Origin of the sequence: Burkholderia sp. 22088 (assembly GCF_052045915.1) — a bacterium.
In the GTDB taxonomy this organism is placed as follows: domain Bacteria; phylum Pseudomonadota; class Gammaproteobacteria; order Burkholderiales; family Burkholderiaceae; genus Burkholderia; species Burkholderia cepacia.
Genome location: NZ_JBQEPY010000005.1, coordinates 102,716 through 118,979 on the forward strand (window position 1 = coordinate 102,716; position 16,264 = coordinate 118,979).

The following is a 16,264-nucleotide window of genomic DNA, read 5'->3' on the forward strand; positions in this document are numbered from 1 at the left end:
CGTTCAGGCGAGTAGCGATCGACCACTTGCCCCATGGCCTGCGGCAAGCACGCATTGAAATCCGGCCTGTCAGACACTTAAAACAAGGACCAAACCATGACACCCATCCAGTTCGATGGATGCGTCGGCTGGCTTCACGAGGGTAACCGATCCCATGGCATCGTGATTTGCGAACCGCTCGGCCACGAGGCGCTCTGGCTTCATAAACTGGTACGCTCACTCGCCGAGCATCTCGCGGATCGTGGCTTTCCGGTGCTGCGCTTTCACTATCCTGCGAGCGGTGATTCGCTCGGCGACGAACAGGACGCGGATCGCTTCGAGCGCATGCTCGAGAGCATCCGGCAGTCCGTTCGCACGCTGCACGAGCGGGTAGCGCCAGACAGCCTGACGCTCGTCGGCATACGCGCCGGCGCGGCGTTGGCGCTCCTCGCAGCCGATGGCATGCCACGGCTCACGCGTTTCGTCGCAATTGCGCCGGTCGTGCGTGGCCGCAGCTACGTACGCGAGCTTTCCCTCGTCGCACAACGTTGGCTCGATAATGTGCCGCCGACCGTACGGGATGCGGTGCGCGACGAACGGCCGTTCAATGTACTCGGTCACGCGTATCCCGACGATCTCATCGACGCACTCCGGCGCATCGACCTGAGCCACGCTGCGGCGAACATGCGCACGTTGCCGGCACGCGCGTTGCTCGTCGATGCGCCATATGGCGACAGCGCCACGTTGTCGGACGCACTGCAGGCGCGCGGTGTCGCGGCGAGCGTTCATACGTGTCAGGATTGGGCGGTCGCGATGCGCGAACCGCTCTGGTCGCGGCTGCCCGATGCGCTTCCCGATACGATCGCGAACTGGATCGAAGACGGTGCGGATACGGTCGTACGCGTCCGTGCGCCACGTCCGGTATCAGGCGTCGTACCGGCGGGCAAGGGCAGCGTCGAACATTTGATACGTGTCGGCCCGCAACAACTGGTCGGCGTGTTGAGCGAACCGGCCGGCGACAGGCTATGCATCGGTGCACCCACACTGCTGATCGCCAATACGGCCGCCAATCCACGCATTGCCGACGGACGGCTTGCCGTTCGACTGGCACGGTCGCTCGCGGCGCGGGGTATCCGCAGCCTGCGATTCGATTCGAGCGGCATCGGCGACAGCAGTGAGCGTGCGCGTGACGACCAGACGGACATTCCGTACTCGGACCAGGCGGTTGGCGACGTGGTTGCCGCCGCGCGCTGGCTGAAAGAAGCGGGACACCACAAGATCGTTGCGTTCGGGATCTGCTCCGGGGCGTACGCATCGCTTCATGCGGCCGCGCGGGCGCCCCTGGCCGGCGTGATAGCGGTCAATCTCCCGGTTTTCATCTGGCCGCGCGGGCAGACGCTCACGAATGCCGTCAATAACCAGACCAATTCGATGCGCGGCTATGCCGCATCGTTGCGCAATCTCGACAAGTGGCGCCGCCTGCTGGCCGAGGGTCGCGACCTGCGTCCCGTATTGCGCGCGCTTATCCGCTTCGTAGCGGATGTCATGACCGTACCGGTCAGGCGCTTCATGGAGCGTGTCGGCCGGGGGGGCGGCAAGGACACCCCCCGTGGCTTGCTGCGTGACATGTCTGCGCGCGGCATCCAGACGCATCTGATCTACGGTACGTTCGACGCGGGCGTCGACGTCGTAGTCCGGAATTTCGGCTCGGCGTCCAGCGGTGCGTTCGCGCACTTGCCGAATGTATCGATCGACACTCAGGATGCGCTCGATCACTCGCTGCGCGGCACGGCTGCCGCGCAATACGTGATCGATCGATGTACTGCGTTGCTGACCGGCTGGCATGCGCCGGCAGTGCCAGCCGTCAGCGCCGGCACCATCGCGAAACCGAAACCGAAAGCGGAAACGAAGACGAAACGAGCGATCCAATAGCACGTCGGCGTGCGCCGAACCGACGCAAACGCGGTGGAGTCGGCAATTTGCGGAGGGCTGAACGTCTGGCAGAGGGGCGGTGCCGGGGACGTAACACGCCTCGATGCGTCGGGACGCCCGTTTGAAACCGCCCGTAAGTAATCGTGCGAACAGATCCCGGACGTCCGAAACACTATCGTGGCGGTGTCCATTTCTCGTGTCGTCGCGCCTGTGAGGGGGCGGCGCCACGAGGCCGTTCAGGAATACCGATGCAACGAAATTGCCACGAATGCCGAAACACGAGCACATGCTGCGAGCTGCGGGCCGCGCATGCCGGATGGCTTAGTACGCGCCCGCGAAAAGGGCGAACCGGGCCGCTTCCCGCGTACGAGGACCGTGACGACGCGTCGCGTTCACGGTACGACGTCCGTTGAGGCCTGTCGTGACGCGTGTGTTGATCATCAATGACTTCGTTCGCAGGGGCGGGGCCGAAGAGGTATATCGGGTATCGGTTGACGTGCTGCGCGCCCGCGACGACGTAGTGGTCGAAACCTTCGACGAGCACACGCTCCCCGATGTCGAAGACAGCCGGCGTTCGCGTGCGTGGTCGCCAGCCGCTGCACGTGCGCTCGTCACGCTGCTCGAGCGATTTCGTCCGCAACGGATCCTCGTGCACAACTATCACAACCTGTTGTCGAGCGCGATCCTGCCTGTGCTGGCGCGCTACAAGCGGCGGTCGGGATGTGGCTTGTACCTGACCGCGCACGACTACCATCTGTTGTTCTACAACCCGAGCCTGATGGTCTATTGCCGGGGAACGGCGCGGCCGTTGTCTCCGGACGAGCTGCGGCGCGTCCGGCGTCTTGCGCTCACGGCCAGTCCGCGCGGTTTTCTTCACGACCTCGGGAAGAAGTTGCACTGGCATGCGGTCAAGGCGCTGTTCGACCCGATCAGCCTGTTCGACGAGATCCTCTGTCCAAGCCCCTTCATGCGGGACCTGATTGCGCGGTCCGGTCGAACGCCTGCCACGCTGGTGCCGAACCCGATCGACGCCACGCTGGTGCCCCGCGCGCCGAAGCCGGCGAAGGGCGATCGTCTCGATCTCGCGTTCGTCGGTCGCGTGGAACCGGACAAGGGCCTTGCGCAGTTCCTTGCGCGAATGACCGAATCGGCAGGCGATGCGATTGCGTCGCTCACTGTCTACGGTGACGGATCGGAACGCGGCAACCTCGAACAACAGTACGCGGCACTCGTCGAATCGGGGCGGTTGCGTTTCGCAGGACGTCTCGATCACGACACATTGTTCGCCGCACTGCCCATGCACGATGCGCTCGTGTTGCCGTCGATCTGGGTAGAGAACGCGCCCCTCGTCATCGTCGAAGCCGCGGTGCTCGGCCTGCCGGCGCTCGTGCACGACATCGGGAGCCTGTCGACCTTCGGCGACGAGATCGGCAACAAGATTCGCTACCGGAATACGCCTGACGGCTTCGCGCGCGCACTGGCCGAACTGCGTGCGCACCTCGACAGCGAGAAACGACGCTACGACTGGGCGCGTTACTCGGTCGACTGCTATGCGTCGTCGCTGTACGCCGTACTCGGTCTCGGTAGGGACAGCCCGCGCACGTGGGCACATTGACGGTCGGTGCACTGTTCATATTCAGCCCGGAAAGCACGATGACCGCCGTCCGAAAAAACTTTGCGTTGTTGTTTTCGCTGCAAATCTCGACCTATGTCATACCGCTCGTCACGTTGCCGCTGCTGACGCGCGTGCTCGGCCCGCAACAATACGGAACGCTGTCGTTCGTGCTTGCGGTTGCAACGTACTTCATCAACCTCGCGAATTACAGTTTCGACCTGACTGCAACGCCGCGTGTTGCGCTCGCGAAGGACAGGGGGGAGCGATCACGCATCTTCTGGACGACGGTTTGCGCCCAGTGGCTGATTACCGTTGCCGGCTTCGCCGTGCTCATCGCGCTAACGATGCTGATTCCGCATTTCGCGGCGGAGCGCACGGCACTGCTCATCGGGTTCGGGATGGCGATCGGTGCCGCGCTGACACCAGGCTGGTATTTCCAGGGAATCCAGCGGTTGAGCGTGTACAGCGTCACGGTAGTCGTGTACCGTGCGCTCAGTGTCGCCGCCTTCTTCCTGTGGGTTCGCACGCCGGACGATCTCCTGCCCGCCGTCGCGATCAACGCGGCGGTACCGTTGCTGTGCGGGATCACCTTGCTTGCCTATCTCTTCTTTCAGCGCGAGATCGAAGGGGTACGCGTGCGGTTTGCCGATATCGTTACTGCGCTGCAAGGCGGTTTTCAGGTGTTCCTCGCGTCGACGTCGATCTCGTTCTACGCGTCGACCAATACCGTGCTGCTGAGTATCGTCTCGGGTAACGTCGCCGCCGGCTATTTCGCTGCAGGTGACAAACTAATCCGGGCAGCGGTCGGCCTGTTGCAGCCGCTTCGGGCATCGACCTATCCGCACATTACCTATCTGATGCATCACGCGCGCGACGAGGCATTCGCGTTCCTGCGCAAGCTGATCGTCATGCAGGGTGCGCTCGTCCTGGCCATGTCGGCCGTTATCTACGCGTGCGCGCCGATCGCTGTCCGGATTCTGTATGGCAGCTCATTCGCGCCGACGATTGGCGTACTGCATTGCCTGGCGCTCGTGCCGTTCATGGCATGCATGACGGATCTGTTCGGCGTTCAAACGATGCTGCCACTCGGCATGAAGCGCGCCTTCAGCATCATCCTGATTTCATCCGGCATGTTGAATGTGACGTTGCTGCCACCCCTTGCCATGCTGTTTGCCGAGCGGGGTGCGGCTATCGCGGTGTTGATCACGGAAACGGCCGTCGCTGCCGCGCTTGCGTATGTCCTCCGTCGCGAACGGGTCGGCGTCGTCGATATATCGGTGCGTTCGGGTTGACGCGATTCGCGCCATGAACACACGACGCAGGGGGCAGGGCCGTGGCGAGAACCGGCCATGCCGCAGGTACGGAAAGTGTGAGGTGTCGAACGTTTCGTCGGATTGCGCCCGCCTATACTGGCCTGACGTGAGCGCAGGCCGGCGACGCTTCGCTGCGCCTGATCGGCGCGATTCGCACGGGGCGGATTGCGCGAACCACGTCGCGCGCCACGCCTTCGCGTCGCTCCGCTCGAAAACAGGTGTATCCAGCATCATGAACGGAAACCGATCGATTAACCGGCTCTGGGCCGCCACATTCATGATCGCGATCGCGAGCGAGGTCTTTTCCGGCGCGATTCGCTACTACACGTCGCTCGCTGGCATTTCGATGCTTGGCTATCTGCCCAAGGCGATGATGGTCGGCTGCATCGTGCTTGGCCTCGTGATTCGACCGCGTATCGATACGCTGCTCGTCGGAAGTTACCTGGCCGTGCAACTGTGCGTTTCGCTCGCGAACGGCGTCAGTCTCGTGGCCGCATGTTTCTGGGTCTGGACGGTCGCGCCGTTGCTGTTCGTGCTTCTCATGCCGCCCGGCGCGCTTGACATGCTCGAGTCGAACCCGATCCGGTTCGCGTTCATCGTGTTGACGACGGCATGCTGCGCCGGCGTCATGCTCAACGGGTTGGTGCACCTGCCGTGGGTGGGCGGGAGCATCGACGTCGACGGCGTCAATGTGCAGCTTGCTTCGTCCAATTACGTCGGTACCGTTCCACGCTTGCCCGGGTTCGGTCGAAGCAGCGCGACGACCGGCCTCGTGATCGGCCTGCTGACCGCGTGGCTCGTCCCGCGCCTGCGCCATGCGATGGCGACCGTGGTGCTGCTCGTCATGTCGGCCGCCGCCATCTGGGCCACGACCAACAAGACGACACTCATTGCACTCTCGCTCGTGTTGCTCTGTTTCGCCACGCTGAAAACGACAGGCCTGAGGCGCGCCTGTATCGTCCTGACGGTACTGGTGATCGTATTGCCTGTCGCGGGATGGGTGATCGCCGCGACGACCAACGTTGGAGTCCCCGATACGGGATCGCTCGCTTCGATGCAGGACCGGTTGTTGAACACCTGGCCAAAGCTGCTCGACGGTATGGCGAACGCAAACCTGCTCTGGTTCGGTGTCGGGCCCGGTGGCTTCGGTTCCGCGACGGCGTACTATACGGCCGATTTCGGCTTCAATACCGGCTACTCCGATAATGCGGCGCTCTATGTCGTCGCGAATTTCGGTGTGGTGGGGGCCATGCTCGTCATGCTCGTATTCGTACAGCGCGTGCTTGCAAGTCGTGCCGACGACCCGCGTGCATGGCTGATGCTGCTCTTCGTGTTGTTGAGCGGCGTGACGACCGACATCTTCGAAGCGCTTGGCTGTCTGCTTTTCACGGGCCTCGCGATTCGCACGCTGACCATGCATGCCGGCCGCGAGTGTCTAACCGGTCGCGACGCGCCGAAGCGTGCGGTGAACTGGGCGGGCATTCAATGAGCACGGCTGTTCATTCCGCACGCGCGAGGCGCTGGGCGAGGTGGTTCGCAAGCGCGCTGCTCTGGGTCGTCGTCATATCGACGGCGTCGAATTCCGCGGGCTCGGACGAACCGGCTGTCGTCCTGCCGAACGCGACACAAATGACGGCGCTGCCGTTCGTCGCCCTCCCGCGCTTTTTCGACACGCGCGCGAATTCGGGGGTAGCGATTCACCAGATCGACGATCCGGCGCTGCTCGACGCGGTACGAGACGCCGGATTCTCGTTCGTCCGTACCGACCTGTTCTGGGATTCGGTGGAAACGCCGAGAGGCTGGGATTTCTCGCGCTACGATGCACTCGTCGCCAACCTGCGCGCGCGCCGGTTGGGGGCGCTGTTCATCCTCGGCTACGGGCATCCACGATACGCGCCCAAGCAGCCGCCGACGTCGCCCGCACAGATCGACGCATTCGCCGAGTATGCGACCCAGGCCGCGAGGCACTATCGCGATCAGCCCGTACGCTTCGAAGTCTGGAATGAGCAGGATCACAAGGACTACTGGCTCGCGCCGCCTTCGCCGGCCGCGTACCGGAACCTGCTGGAAGCGACCGTCCGGGCGGTCAAGGCCTCGAATCCGGATGCAGTCGTTGCGACTGGGGGCGTTCAGCAGGTGGACGTGACCTTCATCCGTGCAGTCGGCGATATCGGCAGCGCGTCGCAGCCCGCACCCGACGCGGTCAGCGTGCATCCGTATCGGCAGAATGCGCCGGAGACTGCGCTGGGCGACTATGCCGCGCTAGCGCGCGATCTCGCCACCTATCGCACGGTTCCCGCGATCTGGGCCACTGAGTGGTCGTATCCGACCTATGCATACAAGTACGTGTCGCACACGCGTGACGGTCACGATCCAGTCGCGCGTGAACGCCAGGCGCGCTACGCGGTGCGGCGCCTGCTGGTCGACTGGATCGCGCAGATCGGGCTCACCGCCTACTACGACATGCGCAACGATGGCCGCGACCCGAAGAACATGGAGCACAACTTCGGCTTGCTGGACGCCGACAACACGCCGCTGCCGGCGTACGTCGCGGTTCGCCATCTGTTCTCGTTTACCGCGAACGCCCGCGCCGCACGACTGTTTCTCGATCCGGTCCGCCGCTTCGCCGTCCTGCAGTTGCGTGCCGAAGGCGTCGTGAAATACGTGGTCTGGTGCTATGGAAACGACAAAGCGGTCGACGTCGACCTGTCGCAGTTGCCCGTTGCCGGTACGTTCGCATCCGACCTTTATGGAGCGTCGCTCGACATCACTGGGCGTCGGCTGACACTACGCGAAGAGCAGGGCCCGGTGTTCATCGTCTCGGCGACTGGCCGATAGCCGGCAAGCAGGATCGAAAACGGTCGCCTCATTCAGAAAACAAACATGATATCCAACGCACGAAACATCCAGGCCCCGCAGCGGGCACCGGACGAATCCGGGATGACGCAGCTTTGGCAAGCCGTCATGCGGCACCGCCGCCTGTTCTTCGCAACGATCGGCGTCACGTTCGTCGCGGGCGTGCTATACGCGCTACTGGCCACGCCGCAGTATCGCGCCGAAGCACTGCTGCGCGTCCAGACCAAACCCGGTTCGTCGATCAGTTCGCTCTCGGACGTCTCCGGAACGATCGCAGCATCGCCGTCTGCCTCAGACGAAAGCGAGATGCTGATTTCGCGCGCAGTCATCGACAGCGCGATCGATGCGACCGGTGCCGATCTGGATATCCGCAACGCAAGCCGGTTTCCGGTGATCGGCTCATTCGTTGCGTCGCGCTTCGATGCGGACGACGCGCTCGCGCCGGCACCGCTCGGGCTGACCGGTTACGCGTGGGGCGGCGAGCGGCTCGACGTCGGTGAATTCTCGATTCCGGCGAATGCGCTTGGCGATCGATTCAGGATCGTCGCGGACGACGCGAACACCTGGACGCTCCAGGACGACGACAGCCGTACGCTCGCGCACGGCAAGGTCGGTGAAACGGTGCCGTTCCGGCTGCCCGGCGAAAGTACGGCCGGCCGGTTGCGCGTCGATGTGCTGCGCGCGCGCCCGGGTATCGCATTCACGGTGCGCAAGCAGCCGGAGCCGCTCGTATACGAAAACGTATCGAAGCATCTGAAGACGGTCGTGCCGAACCGCGACTCGACCCTGGAGTCGCCTTCGATGATTCGGCTCAGCTACCAGGCGGATAGCGCGCGGGAAGCGACGAACATGGTCAACGCGATCGTGCAGCAGTATCTGCAGCGTGATCTCGCGTTTCGAACCGATCGTGCACGACGCAATCTCGACTCGCTGCGCCAGCGGCTGCCGGTCCTGAAGCAGGACTTGCAGAAGGCCGAGGACGATCTGAACCGGTACCGGACGCAAAATGGTGCGATCGACGTCGATCAGCAAGGCGCCGCGCTGATCACCCGCCTCAACACGCTAGCAGAACACCAGACCGCGTTACAGATCTCGCTGGACGACGTCAGACAGCGCTTTCTGCCAAAGAGCTTCCAGTACCAGACCGTGCAATCGCAGCTTGACCAGGTGAAGCGCGAGATCCGTGACACGAGCGCAACGGCGGCCAGATTGCCCACGACGCAGCGCGAATTCGTGCGGTTGTCACGCCAGGTGACGATTGCGACGCAGCTCTACACGAGTGTGCTGACCAACGCACAGCAGCTCGAGCTCACCATTTCCAGCGCGTCGCCGGGCGTGACGGCCGTCGACTGGGCGGTTACGCCGTTCCGGCCGGTCTGGCCCAAGCGGGGCATAGTCGTGCTTGGCGCACTGTTGGCTGGGGTGTTCTTTGCACTGACGAGCGTGCATCTGCTGTCGCTGTACCGGCGTGAACTGCATTCACCGGCCGCGCTGGCCAAGTTGACCGATAGCCCCTGTCTCGCGATCGTGGCGTCGTCGCCGGCGTTGGCAGCGCTGCCCGGCGGGTCGCGCCCGACCGCGTTGCCGTTGGCCGCGGCACATCCCGACGATGCGGGTATCGAATCCGTGCGTGCATTGCGAGCGAGCCTGAAGGCCGCGCTCGCGGCGCATGGCGATGACAGCGAGCGTGGCAAGGTCCTGCTGCTCACGGGGGTGACGGCGGGCGTCGGCTGCAGTTTCGTGTCGTCGAATCTGGCGTATCTGTTGGCGGGAACGAACGCCAGCGTGCTGCTGATCAACGCCGACTTGCGTGTTTCGTCGATGGCCGGGGGGCCGGGCCTCGCGCAGGTGCTCGACGGCTCGGTGTCGCCCGATACTGTGACGCTGCCCGTCGCGGGCAGCCACCTGTCGATCATGCCGGCGGGTGCTCCGGTCAAGACGTCACCCGGCGAGTTGCTGGAAGGATCCGGCTTCATGACACTCATCCTGGCGATGCGCGAGCAATACGACTTCGTCGTCATCGACGGGCCGCCGCTGCTGCCGAACAACGATGCGCTCGGCATCGTCGGCGTGAAGTGCGACGCGCACGTCCTTGTGTCGCGCAGCGGCATGACACGCGCAGCCGACGTCGAGACCGCGTTGTCGAGGTTGCGAAGCATCGGTGGCGACATCACGGGGTACGTGTTCAATACATACAAGGGATCGCCTCGGCCGGTCGTCGAACGCGTGCGGACGCGTGGTTTTCCGGTTCGCCCGACCGAGCGCCAGCGTGTGTAATGTCGGGAAGCCCGGTGTCGCGGATTATTGTTGCGGCACCGGTGTAGCGGGGGAAGGCTCGCGTTGCAACGCCGTACGGCTGATGCGGTTTACCACGATCGATAACTGCATCGCAGGGGCGGTGGTAGACGTGGACGAGCGCTTGCGGGCTTGTGGCGGCCACCCATTCGCCATGAACGTCGAAGCGGCACGGATTTGATCGGGCTCGACTCGCGCCGGCGACAGGCCGTTCGCGTGCGCTCGACGATGCGCGTCGACTGCCTTAAAGCCCGTCGAATATCCGGGTCATGATTTCGGCGCTCTTGCTCCAGCTGTATTGCTTGGCGTGAACGGATCCCCGGTGTTTCAGATCCTCCCGGAGTTCGGCGGAGTCGAGCAGATTGCGCAGTTTTTCCGCGATGTCGTTCGACGAGTAGGGGTCGCAATAGAGTGCAGCATCGGCGCAGACTTCCGGCAATGCCGCCGATCGTCCCACCAGGGTCGGGCAACCGTATCGCATCGCCTCGAGAGGCGGTATGCCGAACCCCTCGTAGATCGACGGATAAAGGAAGCAGGCCGCATGCTGATACAGCGCCTTCAGCTTTTCGTCGCTAATATACCCGGCGTACTTGATGTTCGGTTCAGGCGCGGAAATATCGTCCTGCGTGCCGAACACGGCGGCATTGCGCATGCCGACGATGACGAGATCCACCGATGGGTCGTCGATTTGACGAAACGCCTCGATCAGCCGGCGGAAGTTCTTGGTGGGGTTCATGCTGCTGACCGCCAACACGAACCGGCCCGGCGTGAGCGCATGCTCCTTCAATACGCTCGGGTCGGGTTTCAGTGCGTCGAGATGGTCTGCCCCCAGTGGCACGACGCTGATTTTGTCGGTTGAAACGCCACAGTGGTGGGCCAGGCGATCGCGCGAGAAGCTGGAGTTGGTCAACACGCAAACGGAAGTGCGCGCCAAAATCCAGAACATGATCCGATACCACGCCCGGAATGGGCGGGAGAAGTGCGCGGGGGTGTCGAACACCGCGGCATCGTGCATATAGATGATCTGGTTGCCACGGAAAATGGAACCGGAATTGCTCAGGTTGACGATGCGGTCGCGGCGTGCAAAAAGCGGAAGGACCAGTTGTTCCCAGATCACGCCCTTGGCGAAACCGACCTTGACCGTCTTCGTGCCGCTCACCACGGCGTCGGTATGTGGGGGAACCAGGAGCGTGACGGAGTCTTGCGGCCGCGTCCGGGCAAGTGCAGCGATCAACTCGCGCGCGACGCGTTGTACTCCTGTCGTTTTCTGAGTGGCGAAACGGCCGTTGTAGACGAGTTTCCTGGGTTCTTTGGGGTTGCTCATGTCAAATCCGGTGAAATCGAGGCGCAGCCGGGGCGCGTGCGCATCATGCTGAACAGCGGCGCCGGTATCGCGTTCATGGGGCGCATCGGTTCGATTGCTGAAGGCCGAGCGGGCAATATGGCGAGTGCATTGCTGTCGGGGCCGACGCGCACGTTTCCCGATGTCTGCAAACCGTCAGGCCTTGACGTGCTCCGGCGCGGCATGCTCGAAATACCGGGCGTCGGCGCGACGCGGGTGCACATTCAATCCGTAGAGGGAATGCCACTGCCTGAAGATGGACTGCATCGAGAACCGATGGAGCGCGAACTTTCGGGCCGATTCCCCCATTTGTTCCCGGAGCTGCCGGTCGTCGCGGAGCAGGGCGACATACCGCACCATCTCGTCGACACTTGACGCGACGTATCCGGTTACGCCGTGAATGACCACGTCGCGGTTGCCGACGACGTCCGTCACCACGGCGGGCAGGCCGGCCACCTGGGCCTCGATCAGCGCCACCGGCATGCCTTCCCATCGGGAGGTCTGGACGTAGATGTCCAGCCCGGACGTCAGCTCGAGTGCGCGCGAACGCGTCACCCAGCCGCTGCAGACAATTGCCCGACTGTCACGGGGATCCGGAATTTCGCCTGCGTCACCGCCAATCCAGAGAAACTCGACGTCGGGGGCGTGCAGTTCGGATGCCAGTTGCACGAAGGCTTGATGATTTTTCTGGAACGACGCGCGACCGCTCATTCCGATCGCAATCTTGCGATCGTCACGCGCACGGCGCGAAGGAATCTCGGCGACGTTGACGCCGTTCTCCACCAGCACCGCCGATTTCGCCCGAATTCTTCCCTTGATCTCTCTGAGTTCGCTGTCCGAGCAGGCGACAATGGTTCCGCCGAGGAGGGCTGCCGCTCGCTCGAAACTCAGGTAGGCGAACTGTTTCGCGCGGGAAACATCGCAGCGCAAAAACGAGAGACCATGCGGGGAATAGAGCACCTTTGCGGCAGGCGCGGCAATTCTTGCCGCGGCCCGCCCCAGTACACCGGCCTTCGACGAATGAAGATGGATCACCGTCGGACGGCATTCGCGCAAGTATTGGACCAGCACGCGCAAACAGATCAGATCGTTCCTGACACTGACTTCGCGAGCCATGCCGACGTGGACGAGTTTGACGTCGGGCCGGAAGAGCGTCTGGAAATCGTCCGGCGTTTCGGGACGAATGGAATGCAAAACGGTCACATCGACGCCCGTTGCCGCTGCGTGATTGGCGAGATGGACGAGCATCGAAAGCACGCCCCCGCCAAACGCTTCGACAATATGAACGATTCTTTGGGTGGTCATCTTCTGGCCTGCCTGTTCGACCGGATACTGCGCGGTCGACCGCAAAATCGAATATCTGACGGGCCGCCACGTCGACGGCATTCAATTCGGTTGATGGAATACATCGAAAAGATATGTATGACTAAGTGACTGGATGTAATCGAACCGGTCTATCCTTATCCGTTCTACCTTGCTCAGGCGCGCGATATGTCGACTTTGCCGCGGGCTCGATCCGGTCGATCAAGCGCCGACATGGCGAGAGCGCGAAACGCGTCTCCACCGTTGAACGCGATCGGACGATACACGTCATGCAACGACGGTCGCGCATTCGAGGACGCGTGACGCCACGTGTCTGAAGCATTGTGCTACGCACGCACGACGTGCTGGGTGCGATGGCTTACATTGGGCGAGTGAAGCGTGGGTGGCCGCGCATCGGTTTTCTACGCACGTGGTGGCGTGGTCGACACATGCTTGTCAAGCGACGTCCGGTGCGGCCGTTGGCACGTGCGTTTTCTGTGACGCAATCGGAACCGATTGCGCCGCCCGTGCCTCGACCGCCCGCCCATACTGATCGTCGAACCGAACGATATCGTCCTCGCCGAGATAGTCGCCCGATTGCACTTCGATGATTTCGAGCGGAATCCGGCCGGGATTCTCGAGGCGGTGCACTTCGCCGACCGCAATGTACGTCGACTCGTTCTCGCACAGCAGGAACGTCTCGCTGCCACGCGTCACCTTCGCGGTGCCGCGCACGACGATCCAGTGCTCGGCGCGGTGATAGTGCATCTGCAGCGACAGTCGCTTGCCGGGCTCGACGACGATCCGCTTCACCTGGAAGCGCTGGCCGAGATCGATCGAATCGTAGTGCCCCCACGGCCGCTGCACCTTGCGGTGCTCGCGCGCCTGCGGGCGCCGGTCGGTCTTCAGGCGCTCGACGATGTTCTTCACGCGCTGCACGTCGTGCTTGTTCGCGACCAGCACGGCATCGGGCGTCTCGATCACGACGACGTCCTTCATCCCGACGCACGCGATCAGGCGGCCCTCCGAACGCACGAGGCTGTCCTGCGTGTCCTCGAACACGATCGGGCCGCGCGCGACGTTGCCGTGATCGTCCTTCGGCATGATTTCCCAGATCGCATCCCAGGTGCCGACATCCGACCAGCCGGCCGCGAGCGGCACCACGATGCCTTCGATGCCGAGTTCGCCGTGTTCCGCGAGCCGTTCCATCACCGCGTAGTCGATCGAGTCCGACGGGCAAGTGTCGAAGGCCGCCGCATCGATCCGGAAGAACGGATCCTCGGGGATGCCCGCGCGCCACGCGGTTTCGCAGGCCGCATGGATGTCCGGTGCGAGTGCGCCGATCGCCTTCAGCCAGACCGATGCGCGCGTCACGTAAATCCCGCTGTTCCACCAGTAATCGCCGGATTGCAGGTAGCGCTCGGCCAGCGTCGCATCGGGTTTTTCGACGAAGCGTCCGATCGCGTAGCCGCCCTGGCCACCGTGGCGGCCCGTGCGCGGCTCGCCGACCTGGATGTAGCCGTAGCCCGTCTCCGCGCGTCGGGGCAGCACGCCGAGCGTGACGATCGCCCCTTCCTGAGCGTAGCGCGCCGCGCGCGCGATCGCGTCCTGGAACGCGCCGACGTCGGTGATCACGTGATCGGCCGGCATCACCGCGAGCACGGGATCGTCCGCGAGCTGGCTTGCGTCGAGTGCCGCGAGCGTCAGCGCGGGCGCGGTGTTGCGCGCGGCCGGTTCGAGCAGGATGCGGGCGGGCGCCGCGCGACCGAGCACCTGCGCGGCACTCATGACGCGATGCTGTTCGCCGCAGACCAGCAGCAACGTGTCGCCGAGCGACGCGTTCGCGATGCCGTTCAGGCGGCGCGCCGTCGCCGACAGCGGCGATTCGTTCGAAATCAGCTCGATCAACTGCTTCGGATACTGCTCGCGCGACAGCGGCCACAGCCGGGTGCCGGAGCCGCCGGCGAGAATCACCGGCAGGATGCGCGGCAGGTCGGGATCGGGAACCGGGCGAAGGGTGCGGGTCATCGATTGGCTCCGGTGTCGGCGGGCAGCCGGTTGTGTGTACGGCTGTCGGCACGTGCGTCGTCGTCGCGCGACCGGTGTGCCGAAACGACCCGGTGCAGCAGGCCGCGCAGCGCGCCTGCTGCGCGGTCGCTGGGCCGCACCAGGCCGACGAACGGCGCACCCTGTTCGAGATACGGGCCGTAGGCCTTGCGAAATCCGAAACGCTTGTAGAACGCCTGGCGCGGTGCCGGGACGTGCGTGCGCACCGCGGCGTCTGGCCACGCCGCCTGCGCGGCGGTGAGGGCGCGCCCGATCAGCTGCTCGAGCGTAGCGTCGTCGCGCCGGCGCTCGCTCGTCAGCACCTTGTCGATCACGGCGTCCGGGTCGATGTCGTCGCCGGGCAGGATGCGTGCGTAGGCCGCGACTTCCATCGTGTCGCCGTCGCGTACGGTTGCATAGACATGCAGCGCGCCCGCGTCCTTGCCGTCGATGTCGAGATGCGTGTGCGCGTCCTCGACCACCAGCACGGCGTTGCGCGCGCGCAGGATTGCATAGAGATCGACGGCGCCCAGATGTTCGAATTCACAACAATGCCATTCCATGATGCTGTCCTCGCGTGATGCCTTCGGCACGCCGTGCCGCGCGGACGCGATCGTTCCGTGCGGTGCGGCGATTCTCATCATCCGGGTGCGCCGTGCGCCGGTCTGTTCGAAAGCGTACTCTCGCTCCGGATTCGCGCGGCCGGCACGGCATGCACGGCGCGGCCTGCCGCGCGAGCGCCGCAAAGTGCGGTAGCACACACCGCGGCGGCCGGTGCTTTTCCATAATTGATCCATCGTCGCGGCCCGCCTCGATGCGCGGCCAGCCAACATCGAACGTCAATAAAGAACCGGGGCAGGACTTGAAGATTTCGAGCATTCACGACGGGGCGATCGTGCATGGCGGTGCCAGGTGCACCCTCGCGCACGCGGTCGGCTGCATCGCATGGGCAGACCGTGTGGAGCCTCGTCGAATTCCTTCCGGATCGTGCGCGCCCGCGCGGCACACGCGTCCCTCATCCCCACGCCATTGTTTGCACGCATGCGCCACCGCGGCGATGCGTCGTCGCCGCGGCTGGCGACCAGGCGGTGCGGCATGGCCGACTGCGACAACGGGCAGCCCGCATCCTTACAGATGGAATGCAGTGCACGGGCGTGACGCAACCGGGCGTCGCCATGCTGCACTGCGGGAGGCGGCGGTCGGCACGATCGGCATCACGCCTGGCCGCGACGATTCGCCGGAGCATGACCGGCGTGCGCGGCGGGCGTTTCGCCGTGCGCCGGCACAGCGGAACGGGATGCACGACGCGGCGTGGTTGATTACGGCATGTAACCGACAAGAGCAGGACGGGCAGGCCGCATGCGGTCGCGATACGATGCGGCCTGCCGCCGGTGGGCCCGATTATGTGGAAAATGAAATGCGGTGCCGCCCATTCCGGGGGATTTCGATGAATATCACAGGCAATCGACCGTCCCCATCTTGCGGAAAAGTAGTATTTGCCACTGATTGACTGGAATGCTCGTAGATAATCAAATCTCAGTGCACAAACACGTGTGGTGCGGTGCGACAGGTCGCGTAACCGGT

General features: G+C 64.0%; 10 protein-coding genes. 6 read left to right on the forward strand and 4 right to left on the reverse strand.

The genetic code is table 11. The features are described 5' to 3' along the window. Nucleotides 1-96: 96 nt before the first annotated feature. The 6 genes from ACTJLD_RS11255 to ACTJLD_RS11280 all read left to right on the forward strand — a co-directional run bounded on the left by ACTJLD_RS11255 (nt 97) and on the right by ACTJLD_RS11280 (nt 9,972). A complete protein-coding gene (locus ACTJLD_RS11255) occupies nt 97-1,911 on the forward strand; it encodes a serine aminopeptidase domain-containing protein (RefSeq protein ID WP_440658751.1) in 1,815 nt (604 codons plus the stop codon). Between the two features lie 421 nt (nt 1,912-2,332). Next, nucleotides 2,333-3,526 (forward strand): glycosyltransferase, encoded by a 1,194-nt coding sequence (locus tag ACTJLD_RS11260; protein WP_060085153.1) that lies wholly within the window; start codon nt 2,333-2,335, stop codon nt 3,524-3,526. Between the two features lie 38 nt (nt 3,527-3,564). Beyond that, nucleotides 3,565-4,818 carry an oligosaccharide flippase family protein gene (locus ACTJLD_RS11265; RefSeq protein ID WP_027791402.1) on the forward strand — a complete coding sequence of 418 codons (1,254 nt, stop codon included), beginning with the start codon at nt 3,565-3,567 and terminating at the stop codon, nt 4,816-4,818. An 82-nt stretch (nt 4,819-4,900) separates the two neighbouring features. Further along, nucleotides 4,901-6,328 (forward strand): O-antigen ligase family protein, encoded by a 1,428-nt coding sequence (locus ACTJLD_RS11270; protein WP_334065972.1) that lies wholly within the window; start codon nt 4,901-4,903, stop codon nt 6,326-6,328. Further along, nucleotides 6,325-7,677: a cellulase family glycosylhydrolase gene (locus ACTJLD_RS11275; RefSeq protein ID WP_176096390.1), complete on the forward strand. Its 1,353-nt coding sequence runs from the start codon at nt 6,325-6,327 to the stop codon at nt 7,675-7,677. Before ACTJLD_RS11270 ends, ACTJLD_RS11275 begins: the two co-directional genes overlap by 4 nt. A 102-nt stretch (nt 7,678-7,779) precedes the next feature. Further along, nucleotides 7,780-9,972, forward strand: coding sequence for a GNVR domain-containing protein (locus tag ACTJLD_RS11280; protein WP_440658752.1), 2,193 nt, complete (start codon nt 7,780-7,782; stop codon nt 9,970-9,972). Nucleotides 9,973-10,234: 262 nt separating this feature from the next. On the opposite strand, the gene ACTJLD_RS11285 is transcribed toward ACTJLD_RS11280, so the two are convergent. The 4 genes from ACTJLD_RS11285 to ACTJLD_RS11300 all read right to left on the reverse strand — a co-directional run bounded on the left by ACTJLD_RS11285 (nt 10,235) and on the right by ACTJLD_RS11300 (nt 15,243). Further along, nucleotides 10,235-11,314 (reverse strand): glycosyltransferase family 4 protein, encoded by a 1,080-nt coding sequence (locus ACTJLD_RS11285; protein ID WP_027791406.1) that lies wholly within the window; start codon nt 11,312-11,314, stop codon nt 10,235-10,237. A gap of 174 nt (nt 11,315-11,488) precedes the next feature. Beyond that, nucleotides 11,489-12,637 (reverse strand): glycosyltransferase, encoded by a 1,149-nt coding sequence (locus tag ACTJLD_RS11290; RefSeq protein WP_440658927.1) that lies wholly within the window; start codon nt 12,635-12,637, stop codon nt 11,489-11,491. Between the two features lie 453 nt (nt 12,638-13,090). Continuing rightward, a complete protein-coding gene (locus tag ACTJLD_RS11295; RefSeq protein WP_440658754.1) occupies nt 13,091-14,662 on the reverse strand; it encodes a mannose-1-phosphate guanylyltransferase/mannose-6-phosphate isomerase in 1,572 nt (523 codons plus the stop codon). After that, nucleotides 14,659-15,243 (reverse strand): GNAT family N-acetyltransferase, encoded by a 585-nt coding sequence (locus ACTJLD_RS11300; RefSeq protein WP_027791409.1) that lies wholly within the window; start codon nt 15,241-15,243, stop codon nt 14,659-14,661. Before ACTJLD_RS11300 ends, ACTJLD_RS11295 begins: the two co-directional genes overlap by 4 nt. Nucleotides 15,244-16,264: the final 1,021 nt, after the last annotated feature.

Coding starts and splice junctions, on each gene's coding strand:
- ACTJLD_RS11255 (WP_440658751.1), top strand. CDS start 97: ATGACACCCATCCAGTTCGATGGATGCGTCGGCTGGCTTCACGAGGGT.
- ACTJLD_RS11265 (WP_027791402.1), top strand. CDS start 3,565: ATGACCGCCGTCCGAAAAAACTTTGCGTTGTTGTTTTCGCTGCAAATC.
- ACTJLD_RS11275 (WP_176096390.1), top strand. CDS start 6,325: ATGAGCACGGCTGTTCATTCCGCACGCGCGAGGCGCTGGGCGAGGTGG.
- ACTJLD_RS11280 (WP_440658752.1), top strand. CDS start 7,780: ATGACGCAGCTTTGGCAAGCCGTCATGCGGCACCGCCGCCTGTTCTTC.
- ACTJLD_RS11285 (WP_027791406.1), bottom strand. CDS start 11,314: ATGAGCAACCCCAAAGAACCCAGGAAACTCGTCTACAACGGCCGTTTC.
- ACTJLD_RS11290 (WP_440658927.1), bottom strand. CDS start 12,637: ATGACCACCCAAAGAATCGTTCATATTGTCGAAGCGTTTGGCGGGGGC.
- ACTJLD_RS11295 (WP_440658754.1), bottom strand. CDS start 14,662: ATGACCCGCACCCTTCGCCCGGTTCCCGATCCCGACCTGCCGCGCATC.
- ACTJLD_RS11300 (WP_027791409.1), bottom strand. CDS start 15,243: ATGGAATGGCATTGTTGTGAATTCGAACATCTGGGCGCCGTCGATCTC.